Below are 21,963 nucleotides of genomic sequence, written 5' to 3'. Positions count from 1 at the left end.
TTAGGTGATCATCATTGCTGTGGTGAGTGCTTTAGCGCCCATGCACCTGGCGCTATTGAGAGAGCCTGCGGGCGAGATAATAGGTGTTCTGGAAGTCGTTTTCCAGCTGTTGTACTTCGATGTTGCTAAAGCCAGCAGCCTGTAGCATTTCCAGGGCCAGTTCTTGACCCCACATGGCTCCCAGACCCGGACCGCCTGCTGCTAGGGAAACGGCAGTGCAATGATTACAGGAAATGCTATACAACAATGGTCCTACAGGATGATTTAGATTATCCTCTAGGTTGCTAGATGCTTGAATCTCCTGCATGAGATAGAGCCCTTCTGGTCGCAGGGCTCGGTAGATATTTTGTAAGACGATACCTGGCTGTGCCTGATCGTGAATGGCATCAAATGAGAGTGCCAGGTCATACTGATTTTCTTCCACAATCAAGGCTGCATCTTGTACCTGAAATGTCACATTTTGTAGCCCCAGCCGTTGTGATTCGGCCTTGGCCCAGGTAATGACGTCGCTAGATAGGTCATAGCCGACAAAGCGACTATTGGGGAACCAGCTGGCCAGGGTGTGTAATATACGTCCCTGTCCACAGCCGATATCAACGACAGAGATGCCTTCAGCCAGTTGTTCCTTTAAGCCAAGGACCAGGGGTAAAATCTGGGTTTCAAGGGCGGTGATGACAGTTTGCGCACTTTCTTCTGCCATCACCGTATGGAAACGCTGATAGGCGGCATAGGGAACGCCGCCACCCTGGTGGAAACAATCGACAATGGCATCTTCGACACCCCCAATGAGGGGAATAAACTGCATGGTGGTGGCCATGTTGTTAGGGCTGGCGCTGCGGGTGAGCCAGGCGGCATGTTCAGCCGGTAGCCGGTAGGTTTTGTTGCCACTGTAGTAAATGACAATGTGGCCAGTGACCATGGCCCCTAACCACTCGCGAACATAGCGTTCAGTCAGTTTGGCCGCATCGGCAATTTGTTGACTGGTGGCAGGCGGCAGTTCAGCTAGCGTGTCCAATAGCCCGGTGCGATGGCCAATGGATAGCATATGGGCCAGGGCACCACTGTTGAGGATGTTGAGCAAGTTTTCGGCAAAGTCTGCAGACTTGTCGGTGTCAAACGGTGGAGTATTACCTTCAATGGTCAGTGAGGTTAGGGAGTCTATCGTTGTCATCATGGGCTCCAAAAAGAGTTGGAATTTTCATGATTCAAGAATAGAAACTGCTGCGTTCCCTAACCGTCTTTTGGGCGTTCCCTGGGTGTAGGCCCTATGATTTCTCGATACTTGCCGGTAGCTCATCCACTAAATCGGCTGACCAAATGGTGTCATAGGGGACATTGCCTCGTTGATAAGCAGCCCGGACTGTGTCAGCATCAGCCGCGTCAAGCTCACAGATGCTGCGTTTGCGATCGCGCGATAAATAGGTGCGTTTCCAGATGACATTACGCTCTGTCATGCAGGGGGCTGACCGCTCCACTAGCTCATCCCACAGTGCCTGGTCAATGGGGGGATCGTACGTAGTTTCGACAACAATAAGGGCCATGGTGATGTCATCCGTAAACAAAGAAATTGCGTTATGGGGATACTATCTCAGTCTTCGATTCGTTTTTCCCCTTGCTTCACAGTCTGTTTAGCTTCGGCGATTAACAGCTGAGCCCGACTACTTAAGTTAGTAGCAGGCAATGCCTGTAACAATTGCCAATGGTGATGCCGCGTTGTGTGATCGTCTAGCAGACTAGCACTGAGAACACACAGGGCATTTGCCACAGCCATATCGTTGGGATGCTCAACAATGTTAGCCGCTTGGCTAGCTATGCTTGCATAGGTGAGAGCGATGACCCCGTCCTCTTGCCGGAGGGCAATCTCAGCAGCATGGCTGGCGATAAAAACTCGTTTCCGTTGAGCATCCAGCTGATCAAGTTGGCTCAATGTCTCCGTCAGAGCTGTTTGACCTGTCTGGTCTGGGTTGTTGCCATAGGCGTATAGGGCAATTAAGGCGTCTGCAAAGGTGGCATTACTCCCCTGGGGCAGGTTAGGCGCTAACTCCAGTAGGGCTTTTGCATAGCCAGGGTCAGGCTGTTGACGGTCCCAACTGTTCATGGCCAGATTGGCGAGACTATGGCTTTCATTTAGCTGATCGCGCTGATTGGGTGTGTGACTTTGAGCTACTTGCAGGGCGGTTGTTAGCTGCTGCTGAGCTAGGTCATAGTCGCCACGGTAACGATAAATGCAGCCTAGTCCTAAATGAATGTCGCTGATGGATGCACCCAGCGGGTTGGCCAGAGATTGGGCTTCCAATAAAATGGCTTCAGCCCGATCCATATCCCGTTCAATTTCAGCTAAACAGCAGCCATTCGCGGCTAGATTTTCTGCCTGTAGCCGGGGAATTGGAGGCATAACCTCTATGGCTTCTAAACATTGTTGATGCACATCGGTCAAGTTCTCTTGGGTGTACTTTAAGAAAGCAAGGGCCTGTCGCGCAGCGGCTTCTGCTTCTGGCAGATTTAGACCCACCAAATCCGCTAACTGTTGCTGGATTTGAGCTTCTACAGTGGTGGCATCTGATGTGGATACACCGGCTAAAACTCTTGTGCGCAGGAGTTGGGTGGAGTAGAAGATGCGATCGTAACTGGGCAAATAATGGCAATGGTCTAACCCTCGATTCACCAACTGAATCACATCTACATAGGCGAACAATCGTAAACTGCGGTTAGCAGCAATGACACTGGCTTTAGCTGCTAAGGTATGGTTGCCTGCCAGTCCCGCATGGTAGGCAACCTGGCTCGCTAAATCATTCTCTACCATTTGGGACTCCAGGGTTTTAGCCAGTTGGCCATGGATAATGCGACGGCGGGGCAACGACAGCTGATTGTAGGCTGCCTGGCGCACCAAATCATGAACAAAATCATAGTTGCCCTGTTCATCAAAGCTAGCTGAAGTCCCTGGGTTAACGGGCTGCACAATCTGTTGGTGTTCTAACTGTTCCATGGCCAACAGAAACTGCATGGGCGGGTAGCTGGCGGCCAGGGCCAAAATCTCTGGATTAAAGCGTCGTCCTAGGGCTGCGGCCCAAGGAATCAAGTCTCTTGCGGCTCCATCCAGTCGCTGCAAACGATCGTCAATTAATCCCTGTAGATCACTGGTCTCTCCAGTATTGGCCCGTGCGACTTCTAAGGCAAATAACGGATTACCACCGCTGTCGCTGTAGATTTGTTGAGAGATTTTTTGAGTATCTAGTGGTTCGGCTCCATCTTCGGAGTTGAGCAGCGGTGTGACGAGTGCCCCTATCGCCTTAGCCGACAGGGGAGGAACGGCTATCTCCTGTAGTCGTTTAGCCCGCCGTAGGGACTTGATTAAGGTGAGAACGGCTGAATTTTCTTGCAGTTCTTGTTGTCGAGCGGCACAGGCAATGCGCAATGGCCCTTGCCCCATTAGACGAAAGACATAGTGTAGCAGTGCCGTTGAAGCATCATCTAGCCAGTGAATATCATCAAATAAAAGCAAGAGAGGCTGTTCAGGGCTAGCTATAGCCCTCAAGCTCTGCACCATAGCGTCCAATAGCTGTCCCCGATTTTGTAAATTGCTGGAGGTATCTTCTAGCTGAGGAAATGACTCAGAGAGATGGGCGGTACGCAGTAAATCTATCCACACGCCGTAGGAACGTAGCTGCTCTGCTGCAAAGGCACTTCCCCAGCAAGTCTGCCAGTTGTCTTGAGCCGCACTCTTAGCTAAGGATTCCAGCAGTCGAGTTTTGCCGATACCCGGTTCTCCGGTTAACAATAATAAAGGTGCAGGCTCGTCTAAGGTCGATAACAGCCATTGCTCTAAGCTGCCAAACAGCTGCTCACGTCCAACTAAGGTGCTTGTAGCATTGGGGGCAGCCAGAACCAGTGGTATGGCTGGAGCAGTCTGTGCAGATTGAAGAGCTTCTGTTGTTGTCTCAACAGTATTTTCCTCTGCTAACAATAGCTGCTGATAAATGCTGGCTGTAGTCGGGCTGGGAGGCACCCCTAATTCCGTTCGCAGGGTGGTCATGCACTGGTGGTAAAGCTGCAAGGCGATGGAGCGGTCTCCTATTTTCCCGTAAAGGGCCATTAAAGTTTGATACGCACTTTCTTCGAGAGGTTCAGCCTTTAACCACTGCTGTCCCGTTGCGATCGCTTTGGTTATTTCACCGAGGGTCTGTAGCTGTCGAGTCAGCTGAGCCAATGCGTGACCATAGCTTTTTCTGAGACGTTCTTGCTCGGCATAAATCCAGTCAGCATCACAGTCTGGCCAAAGCTTCCCTTGATAGACTTTGATAGCAGTTTCAAGAAAACCAATAGCTGCCGCTCCGTCTACCTCCGCTGCCGAGGCTAGGGCAGTTTCAAAGATATCAAGATCCAGTTCACAGGGAATCTGTGGCTGCCAGTGTAGTGTGGATTTGGTGATAGTGATTAGCTGCTCGATGGCAGGACAGGTGTGCCGCAGATAGTGCAGTTCTTTTCTTAGATTCGTGCGGTCTTGAGTGTCGGCGGAATCTGGCCATAACTGTCCAGCAATACGTTGGCGAGACTGGGGGGCATGGCGATGCAAAATTAGATAGGCGAGCAGGTGTTGCGATCGCGATCGCAACTCTACACTGCCTGCTCCTGCTTGGACAATGTGAAAGCTGCCCAGCAAAGACACCTTTAGGAACTGCTTGCCCACAGTCAACACTCGCACCTTATAACAGCTGCAATCGTCCTTGCAGTCCATTGTAATTTGTTTGAGTGAACCTCATATAACCTCAGTTGAGGATTCTACATTTGGGTGGGAACGTTGTGGGAACGGAGGTAGAACGTTGGGTTGATTAGGGTTAGACCATCACCTGCAATGTGGAGAACTGACCATGACGACATCCGCTGACTTAACTGAAGCGTTTGCTGAGCGCTTGCTAGATATCCTAAACAATGGCGCGTTGGCACTGATGACCTCCATTGGCCACCGTACTGAGCTATTTGACACGCTAGCTGAACTGCCGCCTGCCACCAGCCAGCAGATTGCTGATGCTGCCGGACTTAATGAGCGCTATGTGCGTGAATGGCTGGGGGCAATGGTGACGGGCCGATTCATCACCTATGACACGGAAGAGGATACCTATTTCCTACCCCGTGAGTATGCGGCTGTGCTCACCCGTGCGGCTAGCCCTGACAACATTGCCGCCTTTGCTCAATATATCCCTCTGTTAGGGACTGTGGAGGATCCGATTATTGACTGTTTTTATGACGGGGGGGGTGTGCCCTACGCTCAATTTAAGCGATTCCATCCGGTGATGGCGGAAGATAGCGGTCAAACAACGGTGTCAGCTTTAACAGAATATGTGTTGCCTTTAGTACCAGGGCTGATGGATGACCTAAAACAAGGCATACAAGTATTGGATTTGGGCTGTGGTAGCGGTCGTGCCCTCAACACAATGGCAAAACTATTTCCGAATAGTAGATTTCGGGGCATTGATTTATCTGAATCGGCCATTACCACAGCCCGTGAAGAGAGCCAGTATCGCCCTCTATCTAATATTCAGTTTGAAGTACAAGATGCCACGTTCTTTGATGCACCTGAGCAGTATGACTTGATTACTACGTTTGATGCGATTCACGATCAGGCTCATCCCGATATTGTTCTCAAGAATATTTATCGTGCATTGCGACCCGACGGTATTTATCTAATGCAAGATATTCGAGCTACCACCAACGTAGCAGGCAATATGGATCACCCAGCAGCGCCCTTTCTTTATACCGTTTCTTGTATGCACTGTATGACGGTATCTCTGGCCCAGGGCGGCATGGGCTTAGGTGCGATGTGGGGAGAAGAAAAAGCGTTGTCTATGCTAAAAGATGCTGGCTTTACCCAAGTCACGATTAAGCAGCTAGACCATGATTTTCAAAATAACTATTACATCGTTCAGAAAGATTAAGCAGTTGTAATTAAGGAGTGAACTGGAGATGTGCACTATCTGTAATATTGTTCAACACTATCAAAAGCGACGTGTTGTAAATATTCTGTCCACAACACAAGAGCTGCCTCGAACTGTTTTGTTAAATCCGTCTTTGTCAGATATGATTCAGCCCAGGCTGGCGATCGATGACTCTCAGCTGAAGCCCACAGTGGGTGCAAAACCCACCGCACCCACCGCTAATTGAGGGCCGTTTACTATAGGTGTAAGACTTCTCAAAGCGTAGCGAGAACTTGGTTGTGAAGCTCTAGAAATAGGGCTTTCACCAATCTCTTAACCCCTTTAGCAATTTTGAGCCAATTAGCCCTCTTTTGAAACTTCAATATATCTCTCAAATTAAAGTGGTTTTGCCACAACAGGCTTCCAAAACGAAAAACGGAGAACGAAAAACGAAGAACCAGTATTCGAGAGGGATCAAAGAACGGTACTATTGGTACCAGTTCTTATTTATAAGGTAACCGTGGTGAGGAAACAATTTTCCTCTTTACTAAAAACGATTCCAGCTCGGTTTTCTCATTCTGCTAGCTCTGAGCCGACCGAAGAACTGGTGAATGCGCCGCCGGGGGTACTCAACAGTGTGAACGAACAGGTGGCTCAGCTACCGACACCTCAACCCTACCAAGCCGCTATTCAGGCATCCTTAACTAAAGCATTGCAGGACTGGCAGGCAAATCCTGAGGTTGAGAATAATACGCTGGTGGTGCTAGGTCGTCCGGTGGAAGAGATTGGACCGATCCTTAAAGCCAGTGTCCATCAGGATTTACCTGACTGTGAAGTGCGTTTTTTCTTAGGGGGATATCATCGGCCACCCGATCCGCTGACGGTGCCTCAACACCTTAAGCGGGAGTTAGAGCCTGATGATGAGGTGCCCAGTGAAATTGCCACGCCGGTTACCCAGACAGATCTCGATCGCCATGTGCCCAACATCATGGTGGTGTCTAGTTTAGAGCCCTGTTTTCTGCGCTGCATTGAAGGGTGGGAGGGCATTGAATATTTGCAAACCCTGAGTGCCCAGGACACTTCTCGCTTTTGGGTATTTGGCTGTAATCACTGGTCTTGGAGCTTTTTAGAACGGGTTTGTCAGATCAGTGCCTATTTTGAACAGACGATTTCATTGCCAAAACTGTCTGGGGCAGAGCTAAAAACCTGGCTGGCTCCGTTACTTGAAACCAACTTAGAGACCCAAGCAACGGGTCCCATGGTGCAGTTTTCGGAAGCAAATGATAGCTATTGGGATAGCCTGGCCAGCACGGCAGACGGTATCGCTAGTACAGCGGCTCAGCTGTGGCTCAAGTCGTTGCAAATTAAGGCTGATGTGTTAACAGATGAAGGCGCGATCGCAAATGAAACCGCCTTAATTGAACTGTTGCCCACTAAACCAACGTTACCGGGGCTGATGACCCTGGAAGCAATGGATCGCTATTTGCTGCATTCATTATTGATTCATCGAGAAATGACGCGATCGCACCTGGCCATTAGCCTGGGCGAAGCCGAACGCAATATCCGCTCCCGATTGCAGGTGCTACGGCGCGAAGGCATTATCCGTCAGCGCGGTCGTCGGTTGATTGTCCATCCGGCCCATTATCCCAAGCTCTACAAAGAACTTGGCAATAACAACTTTTTAATTGGAAAAGCTTAGGGGGAGCCATGGTTAAGGGAGTGAAGATTGCGATCGCGACCACCATAGCGTTGCTGGCTCTGACAAGTCTTGCCACAGCTCAGGACCTCACTACATCGGCAGATGTCCTCGATATTTTTAAGCGACCCAACACATCAGAGATTCTGCAGGGCAGTTTTGCCGTGTTAGCGGCCTATGGTTTGCTATTCCTGATTCGGGTTGGCACTGACATCCTTTCAGAGCAAGTACCGCGTCGCTTCAGGCTAATTATCAAGCAGTCAGTCCCTTTTCTGAAGGGGATTGTCTTGATTGTCACCATTGCCTATTTGTTGCCCCTATTCCTAAATCTAACCGGCTCGAATCTGCTTGCCTTGACAGGCACCATTGCCGTTGCCCTAGGCTTTGCCTTTAAAGACTATGCCAGTTCCATCATTGCTGGTGTAGTCAACCTGTTTGAAGGCCCCTTTCGTATGGGCGATCGCATCCAAATTGGCGACCATTATGGCGAAGTGATTGACTATGGCCTGCGGGGTGTGCGGCTACAAACCCCTGACGACAACGCCGTTACCATTCCCCACAACGTTACCTGGACCAATCCCATTTCCAATGCCAACAGCGGTCAACTCGAAGCCCAGGTGATGACTGAGTTTTACTTTGCCCACGAAGCCAATACGGAACTGGCCGTCGAAATTTTGTATCAGGCCGCCTATAGCAGTCGCTATACCCAGCTTAAACTGCCGGTCATGGTGGTGGTGTCAGAAGAAACCTGGGCAACCCACCTCAAGCTGAGATCCTATCCCATGGATGCACGGGATGAATATGTCTATAAGACCGATCTGATTTTGCGCATCAAAAAAGCCTGCGCCCGGCATCAGTTGCCCTATCCGAGGACGCTAGGTGAAGAAGAAATGTAGGCTCAATATGCGTTTTAAGGAGTGAGCTGAGTACGGTAGCTACATAATAGACTGGCTAATAATGCTTTTCCTCGTCGTCGGGCATTATGCATAAACTCAAAGAAACCCAGATACACGGGAAGATGTCCTTGTGAAATCCCTCGGTGAGGCCGTAACCAGGAGCGTAGCAGTGACCAGACGCCCTCAATGGTATTGACATGGACCTCATGAAACTCGATGTCTCCCGAAAGAGTGACTACAGGGGCCTTATCAACAACCGCTTGACGGAGTTTATGCGTCATTTTTTGCACATCATTTTGTTCAAATTTAGCTCTTTAGCAATCTGTTGATTGGAGAGGTTAAGCCCCATTAGATATAAGCAGACAACCCAGACTCGAAGCGGCTGATGATGCCCTGAAAAGATGCTTTTCGTCAGGTCATCAAAATCTCTCTCACAGTCGTGACAATGATAACGATGACGCTCAGGATATTTCTTAATCCAGGTACAGAGCTATTTCGCCATTTAGTCTATCCCTTCAGGCCACAGACCTCCCTGAATTCCATATTGAGCCTTATTTTTATTGTGTCTTGGTGCGTTCTAATAGTTGCTTGGCTTTTTACGGTCTTGCCTGAACTTGTAAACCCAGCCTGATCAGAGCAGCATTAACTGCCCGATCACTAGCTTCTTGGTTCAGGAGAATACCTTAGGTCATGCTCGTGCGCTCAAAGTGTTGAACGATTCAGGCCACTCTAAGGTGGTTGTGCTTGGCTGCAATATCTATGCCGCTACGAGCTAATGAGTTGCCGAGGGACTAGAGGTAGAGTGCGGAGAAAGTTGAAAGATGTAGGAAATTAAGATGAGAGCAGGACAGTTGCCCCTGTCCTGACTCTCTAGGCAATCCTTCACGTACAAAAGGATTGCCTAGAGAAAACTACACTCAAGACGCCCTTGGCAGTTAGGGAAGCGAACCCATTGTAGAGGTAACCCCTGGTGCATAGCCATGGTAACGCATCAGTAATGTTACGGTTGCGTGTGACAGCAGTGTAATATCGGTATTGTCACGCACCCGTAACGATGCAGTCACAGGGACAGACGTCCTCCATGAAACTCATCGCAGATGAAATACTACCTGGGGGTGGGTGAATCTACCCCGCCCCTTCATTTTCAATGTCATTAAGGCTAGTCCCCGCAGGGAGCCAAAATTCCACACCTATGTTGCGATGTCCTCGCTCTCTCACGACTGAGCCAAATGAGCGAGTTACGCCATCAACATCAGCCCAGTAACGTACAACAGTGCCCATAGGAGCCTCATTGCTAAACCGGACAATGCCATAAGCTTCGCCGGTTTCCCGATTAATCCGTTGCACCTGAAAGGTAGCTATTGGCTCAGCGGGAACCGGTGCTACAATCACCCGTTCCCCTCGTTGAGGTGGGGGAGCTGTTAGCGTTGCAGGTGAATTTGTAGTACTTCCATCCCCACACATATGACTCAGATCGATCCGTCCTTCCGCAGTCTCCATGTAGCAGGAAAGTGCCTGCCCTGAGATTGTGACCGAAGAAGCAAGGGCAATTGATAGGGGGATGATGATCTTAAGCATGGCATTAATGCGGAACTGTATTACAGTCTGCATTACTGTGCTTGTACTATGCCCGTGTTTCAGAACAAAACATCCGACTCTTTATAAGGAAAGCTGAGAACCTTCAATCTTTAAATAAGATTGGCGGGACTATTTCCGATGCCACCCATGCCGAGCCGTTGCAGATCTGCCCTAACCCTCGCCCCGGATAATGCGTTGGGGGCGGCGTAGATCTGGGCGTTGTTCATTCATAAGGACCAATGGCAAAAGGCAGACCCGGAGGCAACCCCAACATTACAGAATATGGGTTTAAGCAAAAATATGAGTGGTCAGAGCCATGCACAGAAAAGATGACGATTCGAATGCCGCCCAGCATGAAACAGGCAATCAAAGACGGTAGAATAAAGAACTGGCAAGAAATAGCAAGGCAAGCAATTGCTGAGGACTTAGGTTGGCTTGATAGCGAGGCCAATGAAACCCTTGCGGATAGCGACTGAAGTGACAGTTTCTAGTTTTAGCGCTTGTGGGGCTGTGACAATTGTTAGACTAAGCCGCTGAGTCGCCTCAACGGCTCGTCTTGTCGGGTAAGGGAGAGTAAGTCGCCTCATCTCCCTCCCCTTAGAACCGGACGTGGCACTTACATGCCATCCGGCTCAAGCCTTCTGCAACTCAGAAGGTTGTCTCCATGTGTAGGTGCTGATGACACACTTTGTGAAGGTGGAGTAGGTTTTCAACCCGGTCTGTCCCTCCGTCTGCCACCTTAATTACATGGTGGGTATGCAGTTGCTCTCCGTTAAACAGGTGCTCTTCACAGGCTGGACATTGCCAATTTTGGTTCTCAGCTACTTGGTAGTACTTCGAGCCTTTGGCCCAGTAAATTTTACCTTGCCGGGTTTGACGCTGTTGCCAGTATGTTCTGAGCGTTGGGTCATCTGGTGATGCCTTGCCAGTAACCTTGACATGGCGTTCGATGGGAATGGTTGCCAAGTGAGTCAGGGAGTAGTGAATGGCTCGACCGTCTCGGCTTGTGGCCGAGGCCGTAAAGTACCATTTCTTTTCCCGAAACACTTTGAAATATTGATCCACAACCCATCGCTTCCCTTTTCTGGGATGCCGCCTCTTGCACCATTGGAAGAGGGCTTTCCAGATGTAATGGTCGAGGGAAGAGAAGACCTTTGCACTGTTAACATGTCTGTAGTAATTGGCCCATCCTCTGAGAATTGGGTTGAGATGTCCGATGACAACTTCCGGCTTGTGCGAGGGATTGGCTCTGAGCCAGTCTCTGATGCGCTGGAGGAAATCTTTCACCTTTTGTTTGGCTGGGGTGATCAGGCATTTGCCTTTGAATTGTCTGACAGTAAATCCGAGGAAGTCGATACCCTGTTCGATATGAACAATTTTCGTCTTTTCTCGATTGAATGTCAGGCCCCTTTGTTTTAGCCAATCCTCTAAGATGGGTTTGACCGCTTCAATGTCCTCCTTAGAAGGCGCAGTCACAATAATGTCATCCGCATAGCGAATAAATCCATACTTATTGCTCCATACGCGTTTGGTTTGATATCTCCCTGTTTTCTGGTTGAAACTTCGATATTCTTTTACCTTTTTGAATTGAGATAAAAGTTCTTCTATTCCATCCAGTGCAATATTTGCGAGTACAGGTGAAATGATTCCACCTTGCGCGGTTCCGCTTTCTGTCGGGTAAAACACCTCTGCTTCAATATAGCCTGCTTTCAGCCATTGTTTAATGAGTCCTCTGCCAGGAATTAGCCCGATGGCATTGAGGATATAATCGTGACTGATATTGTTAAATGCACCTTTTATATCGGCGTCTAAAGCCCAAGTATCCACGCCTTTCCTCAATCGAGAATGACATTGTTTAATGGCATCTTGACAACTGCGGCCAGGGCGAAAACCGTAACTATGTGCCTCAAATCGAGCTTCCCAGCTCGGTTCTAGTGCATTTTTAACAATTGCTTGTGCGACTCGATTTTTGAGTGTGGGGATGCTTAATGGACGACGGTTTTTCCCATTATCCTTGGGAATATAAACCCTTCGAGCAGGGTGAACTTTCCATAAGCAGTAAGCCTGCATCTCATTAACCAAATTGACCCTGGCTTGAGGAGTCAGGGCAACTTGGCCATCAATGCCAGCCGTCTTCTTTCCTCGGTTTTGCTGGGTCACCCGTCGCACTGCTAGCAGCAGGTTAGAGTAACTGCGGAGCATCAACTTCATCAGGCTTCTCACCCGATTCCATTGATGTTCCTGAGTCGCACGATAAATTCGCTGCCTTAGATTTCGTACCTTCTTCTTGACGCGTTTCCAGTTGATGGAAGCCCATACTTGAAGACGGCCCACCGTTCCGATGTCTATTTTGACTCTATCTTTCACGTTGGTTAGATTTCTTCACGTTGATTTATCGTTGAAGACCTGTTGGAAGTCAGCTACCTTTTCGGTATCGGGCAAATTTTTGAACCCGTATCTCCCGCATTACCAGGAGCGTTCGCTTTTTCCAATTTCCCTTACCCTCTAGGTAGTTGTGTCGTCCTTGCGGTTGACCTACTCTGGTTATCGACCTTTGCCAGAGAACCTATAGGGCTTACCGTGTTCCGTGCGTTTGATCTGCGACTGAATTAGGTTCCATCTATACCCCGGTGGGATTATTGTCCTTTCGCTTTGAGCGTTCTGAGACTCATTGCCTACCCACTTACCAGTTTGGTTAAGGTGTATCAGCCTGATTTCACCTTTCACGCCTCACGAGACTTATGATGATTCACTTGCGTTAACCCGTTTCAGTCTTCCCTTTGCTCTCCATATCAACTTGGGCTGCCAATATCGTGAGCTTTCGTGCTTTGCTTTCCGCTAGTTTCATTACTTACTCCTGGCGTAAGCGGAGTCAGTGACTCTTTTACGTAGGGACAGGGAGGAAGGCTCCCCTGGGGAAGACGGCTTCCTAATCAAAATGCGCCAGTGGCGCTGAACGCACGACTTTCACGTCGCACCAAAACCGGACGTGAAAGTTTCCCTTCATCCGGCTCCTCAACAATGCAATGCCCTGACAAGGCAGACCTCTTCAAATCGATAGCCGTTTTGCTGTCATGACAATGTCGATGCAGAAGTTGTAGATTGTCGTAACATCCATTCCCCCCTTGTGACTTAGGAAGAATATGATCTACTTCCATCCGGTCTTCAGCTTTAAAGTACAATCCACAGAAGCAACATTTACCTGATTGTCGTTTGAGTAGTGTAGCTACTCGTATCGGCAATGCAGGATGTGTACCAAGTCGTTGACTCCAGTACACCCAGTCTCCGTCAAACGGGCTTCTATCCGCTTTCACCTTGATGTGCCGTTTTATCGGAATATCGTGGTGATTGATCAGATGAAAGCTCTGATTGTTTCGGGTCGAGAATTTAGACTGGTGCCAATATTTGTGCATTATCCAACGTTTACCCTTATTGGGGTGTCGTCGAATAGCCCATCGCCATAGCTTCAAAAACGTCTGCCGTTGAGCGGTTTGAAAGGTCTTTTTACTGACGCCAGTAGCGTAGTAGTTTGTCCATCCTCGAATTATCGGATTGAGTGTCCGAATGAGCACCTCTTGTGGAGATGCTTGATGAGTATGAATGATAGACCTGACTTGCTTCAGGTGGCGTTTGAGATTTTGCCGACTGGGAGTAATCAGCGTTTTGAATCCTTGATGAGACTTTGATTGGTTCTTCCCAACTCGATATTGTCGAACCGTGAATCCCAGAAAGTCAAAGCCCACATTGCCCTGATGCTCATATAAGGTATGGGTACACCGGGTTTTACTAGGATGTAAGGCTAATCCCCGTTCGGCTAGCCATTGAGCAATGGCCTGCTGACAGGCTTGAATGACCTCAAGCTGTTCATGCAAAATGACCAAGTCATCAGCATAACGAATCAGACGAGCCTGAGGGTTCACCTGCTGGATTTGGGTTTCCATTCCGTGGAGTGCGATATTTGCCAGCAAGGGAGAGATAACGCCCCCTTGTGGTGTCCCCGCATCCGTTGGAAACCATTGACCTGATTCCATCACACCCCCTTTGAGCCATGCGTTTACCAGACGGTAAATGGTCGGCGGGGCATTGAGGGTTGTCAGCAGTGCAGAATGACTGATGCGGTCAAAGCATTTCGAGATATCGGCATCTAACGCAAACTTGGGTTTAACGCGGATGCAGTTAAAAATGGCTTCGATGGCATCATGGGCCGAGCGTCCTGGCCGGAAACCATAACTGTTAGGCTCGAACCTGGCTTCCCATTCGGGTTCCAGGGAGAGCTTTAGCAGTGCCTGTCGGGCTCTATCAGCCATAACAGGAATGCCGAGCGGGCGTTTCTCGTTCTTGCCAGGTTTGGGTATCCATACCCGACGAGTTGGTTGCGCCTTATCCGTGAGGTTCATCGTCTTGACCAAGAACATGCGTTGCAGTGGGTTTAATGACGCTATGCCATCAACACCGGCTGTTCGCTTGCCTTGGTTATCTTGAGTGACCCGACGGACCGCTAGACATCGGGCGGCCCAGGATCTCAGTAGGAGTCTTTGTAATCTGTGGACTGCCTTGACATCACCACGGCGAGAGGCTCGATAGATTCGGGTTTGCAGCTTAAAAACCTGCCGTTCTAGCTTTCGCCAAGGCAGTGTTTTCCATTCATACCTCGTCTGAAACGACGGGTTCATGACATGTTCACCACGACTAACAGCTCTATCTTTTACATCATCGTGTCTACGTCAGCGTATCCCTGCGATTAAGCGGGGCCTTTGCTTCTTAGACAATCCTGCCTGCGATGGACATGTAGGTGGCCCCTACTCAGGCTATCGACCATCACCTGAGAGTCTCATAGCAGGTTACTTCGTTCCAGATAACCGTTGGTTTGAACGTTTAGGAGGATGCTATCCACCGGGTTTATCGGGAGTGCTTACTGATCCATGGCCTGCAGGTCAGCCCCATATCCTTTGCCTTTTTGGCCCCAGCCGGTTGGCCTCAGCGGCTGGTTCTAATTAACGATGACTCAGACACACCTTCGCTTTCGCTCTCCATATGTTCATGCTCAACGGGATTCCAGGTGAGGCTCCCTGGTTACCGCCTTTTATTCCCGCTTCACCCGTTGATAGCCAGTCGCTAGGTGGGGAATACGCTGTCACCCATGCACTTTGGGGGTAGGACTTGAGCATTCTAGGATACTAACTCTCACCTACACGGTTATCTAGTTGTCAAGGTACGCTCGTAGCGTTCACTCTTGCTGCTCATCCCCAAGTTTTTCAACTTGTTTCGAGCAAACGAATCACACAAGTCAAATTTAGTTCAATCCTGGACCCCAAGCCCTGAAAGTTATGCAAATCAGTCTTCTTAGACACAGAGCATATTACTACCATAAATCACCTCAGCGGTGACGATTCCCAAATACTGTTTAATATTTTTCCCTTGAAGTGTATCGGTAGTTGCTAAAATCATTGACTATCCCATTAGCAGCACCGTCATATTACGACACAAACTCTGGGTAGCGTTCTGCCAGCTGAATGCAGAATTATTTGAGTCAGTGAGGAGTCTACATCAATGTCAATGGTTACTACACCCATGGGACTATCGCCCGCACCAAAATTAAGGCTAGTGGCCACCCTTGCTGGGATGCTTTGGCTTTTGCCGGTGGCGGCGAATGCGGTTGAGCCCCCTGATGTCTTGCTGGCTCAAAGTGAAGCGCTTGAGGAAATTCAGCAGGAAACTCAGCTGACGGAGCTGTCGGATGCGGACGAGGAACGGCTGGGGGAACTGCTGCGGGTGGCCCAGCAAAATGTGGATAACGAAAACTATTCAGCTGCGATCTCAGCCTACCAAGAGGCCCTGGCCATTGATCGTAATAATGCGCGGCTTTATTCAGGTATTGGCTATCTCCAGATTCTGAAGGGGGACTATCAGCTAGCGGTAGAGAGCTATCGCCAGGCCATTGATCGCGATAGTCGCAATGTGTCATTCCGGTATGGGTTGGCCCACGGTCTTTATCAGGCAGAGCGCTATGCCGAGGCAGCAGATGCCTACCGTACGATTACGCGCATGGCTCCCAGTGAGGCCAATGCTTATTTGGGGCTGGGCAATATGTTGCTGAGGCAGAATGAGTATGATCTGGCACTCAATGCATTGGAAGAAGCTGCTCGCCTGGCACCTAATAATGCCCAGGTGTATGAGGCAATTGGTCTCCTTTACTTGCAGCAAGAACGTTTTGAGGATGCATTAGAGCCGTTGCAACGGGCGTTACGGATTGATAGTAACCGGGGTAGTATCCATGGCAACCTGGCTAAAATTTGGATTTACCAGGGTCGGGAACGTCAAGCGGAGGAATCTTTGCGACGTGCGATTTCAGCGAACCCTCGGGATTGGGAAAGTCATTATCAGCTAGCGCTGATCATGCAGGAGCGAGGTGATAATGCTGCAGCATTTATTCATTTTGAGGAAACGATTGAGGCGAACCCTAGTTTTGTGCCAGCTCAGGCAGAGTTTGGGTCGATGCTGCTAGAGCGAGAGCAGTATATTCGAGCAGTCATTTCATATCGACAAATTGTTCGTCAGTTTCCTGAGGATGCGGGTGCTCGGTATAACTTGGGTTTGGCATTATGGGGACAGGGCCGACGAGAAGCCGCTGTTGATTCTTTGCAAAAAGCTCGCCGACTGTATGAGCAACAGGAGAATGAAGCTGAAGTTGAGCGCGCAACATCTTTGCTAAATGCCTGGGGCGTTGAGTAGACGTAATCATTGCCATTAGCCAAAATCTTCCAAGATGAAATATGGGTAATAGGATTCTGGACAGGTGCCTGTAAATGTCGCAGGGCAACCACAAAGGATTGCCCCTACAGAATTGGCTATTTTCGATCAGGGCTACTGAATTTGAATTTAGCATGGGATATCCTAAACCAATCCTGTTGGCTATCTCGGTTAACCCGACCCAACAAAAATAATGGAAACCCCAGAAAACCGTCAGGCAATTCTTCAAACGGGCAAAACCACCACCGAAAAAGCCTTGCAGCTATTCGATTCTCTAGACCCCATCAATCTGGAGTTTATGATTGGTCGCTGGCAAGGCTCTGGACTGCACACCTCCCACCCTATGGATGGCATGCTAGAAGCATCCAACTGGTACGGAAAAGAATTTATCGACCCTGAGACCGTACATCCCTTGTTGTTTTTAGATGGCCAGGGAGAGATTATTAAAGTTGCCCCCCAGCCCATGGCGATGAAATGGGCTTTGAACATGCCAGGCATCAAGAGTGATTTTATGAAACCACTTCTGGGTCTATCCACCTCGTTGCTGAAAACAGAACAAAGTCAGGCTAGACTGCGCATGATGGAATACCGTGGCAAAGTCAGCGCCACGATGATTTATGACTATCTGCCTATTAATGACACCTTTAGGAAGTTAAATGATAGTACTGTGTTGGGGCTGATGGACTTTAAAGAGTCGCCTCAGCCGTTCTTTTTTATGCTTAGAAGAGACTCTGGAGAGTAAGCGATAAACTCAGAGCTTTCCTCCTTATTCAAGTGTGCCAATTAGATAGGCGCATGTCCGTTAACTCATTACTCTGTTAGCCTGCATATCATAATTATCAATGGGTGGATAGAGGGGAACTACAAGAGATTGCCCCTACAGAATTATCCATTGTTAATCGGGTTTACCGAATTGGATTTGGTATGAAAAGAATTTTCTGTGCGCTGCTGTTGCTGTTCATTCTGTTGACTGGTTTTGTACAACCAGCATCCGCAGCAAATACAGCTCCTGACTATAACGACATCTCCCTATTAAGAACCCATGTTCTTACGATAGATGACCTGGAATCAAGGGATGTGTTATCTCCTGAGGTGGGCAACGCGCAGCGACAGTTCTATGCAGACCAGGCATCAAACATTCGGGGTGAAACCATTGCCGTCAATGATCTACGCCACTGGAATCAGTTTAAAGCAATTTTCCGTATTCAAGTAATCGTCAGGGTGCTGGCCGTTATGGTGAGCGTATTAGGCACGGGGTTACTCTGCTTTGGGGTGATTAAAGAGCTTTTCCAAATTCTGTCGGGCCTTGTCTTGACCGTTGCCCTGTCAATTATAGAATTCCTGAAAAAGATACCCATTACCGCATATAAAGTTCTCTTCTGTGGAGTGGGGGCCGGTTTAATGTTTTTGCAAAAGGGACTCACCCTAAATTTTTTCGGCGCGGTCATCTTCTTTTTAAGCCTGCTCTTACTCCATAGCCAGGAGAACTGGAAAACGTTCTTTCAAGGGTTTGAAAAAAATATCAAATTTGTGTCCGGTACCTGCTGCGCGGTCTATGCCGGGGCAGCCTGGTGGAACCAGAGTATTACCCTGGGGGTGCTGGCATCCCTAGCATTTGTGGCCTGCTTTGGGTTTATTTTGTTAGCGGGACCATTGACCATCATCATCGGGTTTGACAGCACTGATAAAGCTGGTCAGGGCACCTTTGCCGCTGCCTGTTTAATCCTGTTTGGCCTGGGTCTCACCCAGCACTATTTACCCAGATCGCTGGATGTGTTTCAAACCGGTGCTTTATTCACTGGCACATTTGTCTATTTTGTGGGGATGCTAATTCTGTCGTCTAAGTGGGTGGCGAAGGAAAAGTATTGGCTACGAAACGTTGTTACCTGTCTCAGTGGTCCCCTATTGATCGCAGTGGCCACATCTCTGGACTTAGGTGTAGTCAATGCGATCGCAGGCACCTTTTTCGTCATTTTCCTTATGGATAAATACGTGGAATTTTGCACCCTGTGGGTGAAGAACACCATCGGCTTCGGCGCAGCCCTCCTGGGTACTGGGCTCCTGAGCTTTGGCCTGATGAAGGTATTGGATATATATCCCCAATACTTTATGGTTAATCTGCCGTTTTAGCGACGCATCGTAGCAATGACAACGAGGGATTGTCCCCTACAGAATGGGCTCTTTGTAATCATATCCACCGACTTGCAAGCCTAGTTGCCTAAAGCATTCGCTCTGGGGAAACGCCGTAATTCAGTCTCCCCATCATTGAGTTAGTCTTCAGCAATAAACTGCCAGGTCTCATCTAATTTGAAATGACTCCACAGATTAAACCGCAGATTATCGGGACTCGCTTGTACAAAGCCAGTATTTCCATGGGGGTGAACGCCAGTCCACAGACGCAGACCCTGGTCATCAATGCCATTGGCGGCAGGGCCAGGTGCCTCAATGCGTTCAATACGAAACCAGCCAATGCGTCGGGGAGTTTCTAATGTTTCTCCTGTCATCACCTGCCCTGCCACTTGCTCAAAGGCAGGACGGGAAAACCCGTAAGCTATCCTCAGCGGCCAGTTAAATACAATGATAGAAACCACCATGATGAGTGATACCGCCGCCTGTTGTCGAAAGCGCTTTTGAGACTGAAGATCAGGAATTATCCTCAGTGCCATGATCAGGATTGCTACGAACGCAGCAGCAAAAAAGCCAAGAAAACGGATCGAATGAATTTCTAGCGGTTTTAGGGATAGGAGAATAAGAAGGGTTGGTGGCAGTACTACCATACTCCAGACTAAAAATCGTTTCATGATGCGATCCAAATTGACAATGATATCGGTTACTTCATTGTGAGTGTATCGAAATCTTGTCAATCCCAACTTGTGGCGATTTTTTAACTGACTTTCTAACGGTGCACCTTATGGGCGGCCTCAACTCATCAGGCAACAATTTTCTAGTGCGCCCCATGGGCAGCAAGGCAAGAAAAATGGATGGTGAACAGGCTACCCTGGCCCATAACACTTTCAACGGTGAGGGTTCCTCGGTGGCGCGAGACAATGGCCTGGGCGATGGCTAACCCTAAGCCGGTTCCTCCTGTTTTGCGATCGCGTCCCCCATCCACTCGATAAAAACGCTCAAAAATTCGGGGCTGTTCCGTTTTTGGAATGCCCGTACCCGTATCTTTAACTGTGATAATAGCGGTGCGATCGCTAGCTGTTAAATCAACAGCAACAACCCCATAGGCAGGTGTGTGGCGAATCGCATTGTCAATTAAATTCGCCACCAATCGGTAAAGTTGAGATTCCTGACCCGATACATACAGCTCATCACTGGGCAGCTGACAAGTTAGATCCACATTGGCAGTCATTGCCAGTTCCTGGTATTCCTCCGTCAGATCGGTGATCAGATCATTGAGACAACAAGGTTTAAAGGAGGAGGCCGAAGCCGCTTGTTCCAGGCTAGTCAGCAGCAGTAGATCTGCAATCAGCTGACTCAGACGCCGTCCCTGCCGTTCGATGGTTTGTACTCTGGGGGGAATCTCCTGAAGCTGAGCTGGGGATAGGCGTAGGGTGGCCTCCACTGTGGCTAATAGGCTAGCTAGGGGCGATCTCAGTTCGTGGGCTGCATTGGCCGTGAACTGTTGCTGCTGCTGGTAAGACCGATAAATGGGCTGCATAGCTACCCCTGACAGTCCCCAACTAGAGACCACCACCAGCCCCAGGGTGAGGGGTAACCCTAACGCTAGGGTCCAGCGAATCCGTTGAGTTTCTGCATCAAAATCCGCCAGGGTGCGGCCAATTTGCAAATAGCCCCAGGAGGCATGGGTATGAACCTCATTTGAACCGGAATGGCCATGGGCAGCGCCATGCAAAACCGTCGTGAACTGATGGTAGCGAGGTCCATTCTCTACCTGGAGCGTTTGCCATGGGGCAGGATTCAGATCCTGAGGTTGCTGGGGTTGGTTGGGGGAAAAGGCCAACAGCTGGCCCCGGCGGTCGAACAGGCGTACGTAATATGTGGTGCGATCGCTCACCCCCATCGTATGGCGCTCGATCAGAGTGGGACTATCATCGCAAGGTTGATTGGCCAGGCACAGATCTGGAAAAATCTGTTGTAGCACGGTGGCCGGTGTTGCCGATGCAGGTAGCATGGGTTCCAAACTGTCGTGTAATGTCCCCGCAATGGATTCAATTTCTCGCTCCAGTGCTCCCCAGCGCGCTTGAAAGAGGGCACGATACATCACCAACCCCGACAGACTTAAAATGCCACCCATCACCAGGGCATACCACAGGGCTAACCGCAGACGACTGCGGCGAAACAGCTGTTGGCTTATGCTGGTTTTCATAAAGCTAACCGCAGACGACTGCGGCGAAACAGCTGTTGACTCGTGCTGGTTTTCATAAAGCTAACCGCAGACGACTGCGGCGAAATAACTGTTGGCTAGTCTTCATGGAACGAACCGATAACCCTGGCCTGGCACTGTTTCAATGGGACAGTCACAATGGTGGCGGGCTAACTTGCGGCGCAGCAAGCGCATTTGGGCGGCAACAACATTGCTCACGGGTTCCTCGTCCAAATCCCACAGCTGTTGGCGAATCTTACTGCCGGAGAGAATGCGATTTGGGTTTTGCATCAGATAGGCCAGCACCTGGAATTCTTTTGTCGTTAACGGAATTGCCTGTTGGGGCTGATCCTCCAGGTCAACTTGCAGGGTGGTATTGGCATCATTCAGGGTAAATGGCCCTACCGTCAGCTGTTGGGGTCGCCACTGGGGTGAACGTCGTTGCAACGCCCGCAACCTTGCCAGCAACTCCGCCATGACAAAGGGTTTCACTAAATAATCATCGGCTCCAGCGTCCAAGCCAGCAATCCGATTTTCTGCTTGTCCCAGGGCTGTCAACATCAGGATGGGCAACGGATTTTGCTGTGCTCTGACACGTTGGCATAGCTCTAAGCCTGAGAGTTTCGGCAGTAGCCAATCGAAAATTGCCACCGTGTAATCGGTCCACTGGCTTTCTAGAAAGTTCCAGGCCTGCCCACCGTCCGTGACCCAATCCACGACGTACTTTTCGTCCATCAGCACTTGCTTAATCGCCTGACCCAGATCTTCTTCGTCTTCTACCAGCAGCACCCGCATAAC

The 21,963-nt window shown here is 49.4% G+C and carries 20 protein-coding genes and 2 pseudogenes; 10 read left to right on the top strand and 12 right to left on the bottom strand.

Annotated features, from left to right (window positions below):
- Window positions 1-52: 52 nt before the first annotated feature.
- The 3 genes from U2F10_RS06750 to U2F10_RS06740 all read right to left on the bottom strand — a co-directional run bounded on the left by U2F10_RS06750 (window position 53) and on the right by U2F10_RS06740 (window position 4,687).
- Window positions 53-1,171: a class I SAM-dependent methyltransferase gene (locus U2F10_RS06750; protein WP_499871612.1), complete on the bottom strand. Its 1,119-nt coding sequence runs from the start codon at window positions 1,169-1,171 to the stop codon at window positions 53-55.
- A 94-nt stretch (window positions 1,172-1,265) separates the two neighbouring features.
- Entirely contained in the window at window positions 1,266-1,541 is a 276-nt protein-coding gene (locus U2F10_RS06745; RefSeq protein ID WP_163671495.1) for a nickel-binding protein, read from the bottom strand.
- A 47-nt stretch (window positions 1,542-1,588) separates the two neighbouring features.
- Window positions 1,589-4,687, bottom strand: coding sequence for an ATP-binding protein (locus U2F10_RS06740; RefSeq protein ID WP_499871403.1), 3,099 nt, complete (start codon window positions 4,685-4,687; stop codon window positions 1,589-1,591).
- A gap of 181 nt (window positions 4,688-4,868) precedes the next feature.
- Between U2F10_RS06740 and U2F10_RS06735 the strand changes: the two genes are divergently transcribed.
- From U2F10_RS06735 to U2F10_RS06720, 4 genes are all read left to right on the top strand, one after another.
- Window positions 4,869-5,933, top strand: a complete 1,065-nt coding sequence (locus U2F10_RS06735; protein WP_163671497.1) for a class I SAM-dependent methyltransferase — start codon at window positions 4,869-4,871, stop codon at window positions 5,931-5,933.
- A 28-nt stretch (window positions 5,934-5,961) separates the two neighbouring features.
- On the top strand, window positions 5,962-6,159 hold the full coding sequence (locus U2F10_RS06730) for a hypothetical protein (RefSeq protein ID WP_163671498.1): 198 nt from the start codon (window positions 5,962-5,964) through the stop codon (window positions 6,157-6,159).
- A gap of 273 nt (window positions 6,160-6,432) precedes the next feature.
- Window positions 6,433-7,611 (top strand): MarR family transcriptional regulator, encoded by a 1,179-nt coding sequence (locus U2F10_RS06725; RefSeq protein WP_163671499.1) that lies wholly within the window; start codon window positions 6,433-6,435, stop codon window positions 7,609-7,611.
- Between the two features lie 8 nt (window positions 7,612-7,619).
- On the top strand, window positions 7,620-8,504 hold the full coding sequence (locus U2F10_RS06720; protein WP_163700403.1) for a mechanosensitive ion channel family protein: 885 nt from the start codon (window positions 7,620-7,622) through the stop codon (window positions 8,502-8,504).
- Between the two features lie 14 nt (window positions 8,505-8,518).
- On the opposite strand, the pseudogene U2F10_RS06715 reads toward U2F10_RS06720, so the two are convergent.
- From U2F10_RS06715 to U2F10_RS06705, 3 genes and pseudogenes are all read right to left on the bottom strand, one after another.
- Window positions 8,519-8,967, bottom strand: a pseudogene (locus tag U2F10_RS06715) (transposase); the annotation flags it as partial.
- A 472-nt stretch (window positions 8,968-9,439) separates the two neighbouring features.
- On the bottom strand, window positions 9,440-9,568 hold the full coding sequence (locus U2F10_RS06710; protein ID WP_499871401.1) for a hypothetical protein: 129 nt from the start codon (window positions 9,566-9,568) through the stop codon (window positions 9,440-9,442).
- Between the two features lie 61 nt (window positions 9,569-9,629).
- The gene (locus tag U2F10_RS06705) at window positions 9,630-10,115 is read right to left on the bottom strand and encodes a hypothetical protein (RefSeq protein ID WP_499871400.1); all 486 of its coding nucleotides are present in this window, start codon (window positions 10,113-10,115) and stop codon (window positions 9,630-9,632) included.
- Between the two features lie 206 nt (window positions 10,116-10,321).
- Here U2F10_RS06705 and U2F10_RS06700 point away from each other — a divergent pair, with 206 nt between their 5' ends.
- Window positions 10,322-10,558 carry a hypothetical protein gene (locus U2F10_RS06700; protein ID WP_499871398.1) on the top strand — a complete coding sequence of 79 codons (237 nt, stop codon included), beginning with the start codon at window positions 10,322-10,324 and terminating at the stop codon, window positions 10,556-10,558.
- A 172-nt stretch (window positions 10,559-10,730) separates the two neighbouring features.
- Here the strand turns inward: U2F10_RS06700 and ltrA (U2F10_RS06695) are convergent, their stop codons facing one another.
- Window positions 10,731-12,449: a group II intron reverse transcriptase/maturase gene (ltrA, locus tag U2F10_RS06695; RefSeq protein ID WP_499870311.1), complete on the bottom strand. Its 1,719-nt coding sequence runs from the start codon at window positions 12,447-12,449 to the stop codon at window positions 10,731-10,733.
- 566 nt (window positions 12,450-13,015) lie between these two features.
- A complete protein-coding gene (ltrA, locus tag U2F10_RS06690) occupies window positions 13,016-14,755 on the bottom strand; it encodes a group II intron reverse transcriptase/maturase (RefSeq protein WP_499870313.1) in 1,740 nt (579 codons plus the stop codon).
- On the opposite strand from ltrA (U2F10_RS06690), the gene U2F10_RS06685 reads away from it, so the two are divergent.
- Both U2F10_RS06685 and U2F10_RS06680 read left to right on the top strand, forming a co-directional pair.
- Window positions 14,754-15,080, top strand: coding sequence for a hypothetical protein (locus U2F10_RS06685; RefSeq protein ID WP_499870315.1), 327 nt, complete (start codon window positions 14,754-14,756; stop codon window positions 15,078-15,080). The two genes, ltrA (U2F10_RS06690) and U2F10_RS06685, sit on opposite strands and share 2 nt — an antisense overlap.
- Before the next feature lie 36 nt (window positions 15,081-15,116).
- Window positions 15,117-15,239, top strand: a complete 123-nt coding sequence (locus U2F10_RS06680) for a hypothetical protein (RefSeq protein WP_499870316.1) — start codon at window positions 15,117-15,119, stop codon at window positions 15,237-15,239.
- Window positions 15,240-15,434: 195 nt separating this feature from the next.
- On the opposite strand, the pseudogene U2F10_RS06675 reads toward U2F10_RS06680, so the two are convergent.
- A pseudogene (locus U2F10_RS06675) lies at window positions 15,435-15,530 on the bottom strand (heavy metal-binding domain-containing protein); the annotation flags it as partial.
- A 102-nt stretch (window positions 15,531-15,632) separates the two neighbouring features.
- Here U2F10_RS06675 and U2F10_RS06670 point away from each other — a divergent pair.
- The 3 genes from U2F10_RS06670 to U2F10_RS06660 all read left to right on the top strand — a co-directional run bounded on the left by U2F10_RS06670 (window position 15,633) and on the right by U2F10_RS06660 (window position 18,962).
- Window positions 15,633-16,814 (top strand): tetratricopeptide repeat protein, encoded by a 1,182-nt coding sequence (locus U2F10_RS06670; protein ID WP_499871396.1) that lies wholly within the window; start codon window positions 15,633-15,635, stop codon window positions 16,812-16,814.
- A gap of 211 nt (window positions 16,815-17,025) precedes the next feature.
- On the top strand, window positions 17,026-17,574 hold the full coding sequence (locus tag U2F10_RS06665; RefSeq protein ID WP_163700401.1) for a DUF4334 domain-containing protein: 549 nt from the start codon (window positions 17,026-17,028) through the stop codon (window positions 17,572-17,574).
- A 182-nt stretch (window positions 17,575-17,756) separates the two neighbouring features.
- Window positions 17,757-18,962: a hypothetical protein gene (locus U2F10_RS06660; protein ID WP_499871395.1), complete on the top strand. Its 1,206-nt coding sequence runs from the start codon at window positions 17,757-17,759 to the stop codon at window positions 18,960-18,962.
- Between the two features lie 140 nt (window positions 18,963-19,102).
- Here the strand turns inward: U2F10_RS06660 and U2F10_RS06655 are convergent, their stop codons facing one another.
- From U2F10_RS06655 to rppA, 3 genes are all read right to left on the bottom strand, one after another.
- On the bottom strand, window positions 19,103-19,633 hold the full coding sequence (locus U2F10_RS06655) for a hypothetical protein (protein WP_499871393.1): 531 nt from the start codon (window positions 19,631-19,633) through the stop codon (window positions 19,103-19,105).
- A 143-nt stretch (window positions 19,634-19,776) separates the two neighbouring features.
- Entirely contained in the window at window positions 19,777-21,168 is a 1,392-nt protein-coding gene (rppB, locus tag U2F10_RS06650; protein WP_499871391.1) for a two-component system sensor histidine kinase RppB, read from the bottom strand.
- Between the two features lie 102 nt (window positions 21,169-21,270).
- Window positions 21,271-21,960 carry a two-component system response regulator RppA gene (gene rppA / locus U2F10_RS06645; protein ID WP_163670855.1) on the bottom strand — a complete coding sequence of 230 codons (690 nt, stop codon included), beginning with the start codon at window positions 21,958-21,960 and terminating at the stop codon, window positions 21,271-21,273.
- Window positions 21,961-21,963 lie beyond the last annotated feature (3 nt).

It is taken from the genome of Leptothoe sp. EHU-05/26/07-4, from assembly GCF_043421015.1.
Classification (GTDB): domain Bacteria; phylum Cyanobacteriota; class Cyanobacteriia; order Phormidesmidales; family Phormidesmidaceae; genus Leptothoe; species Leptothoe turfae.
This window is presented reverse-complemented; position numbering and strand designations above follow the sequence as displayed.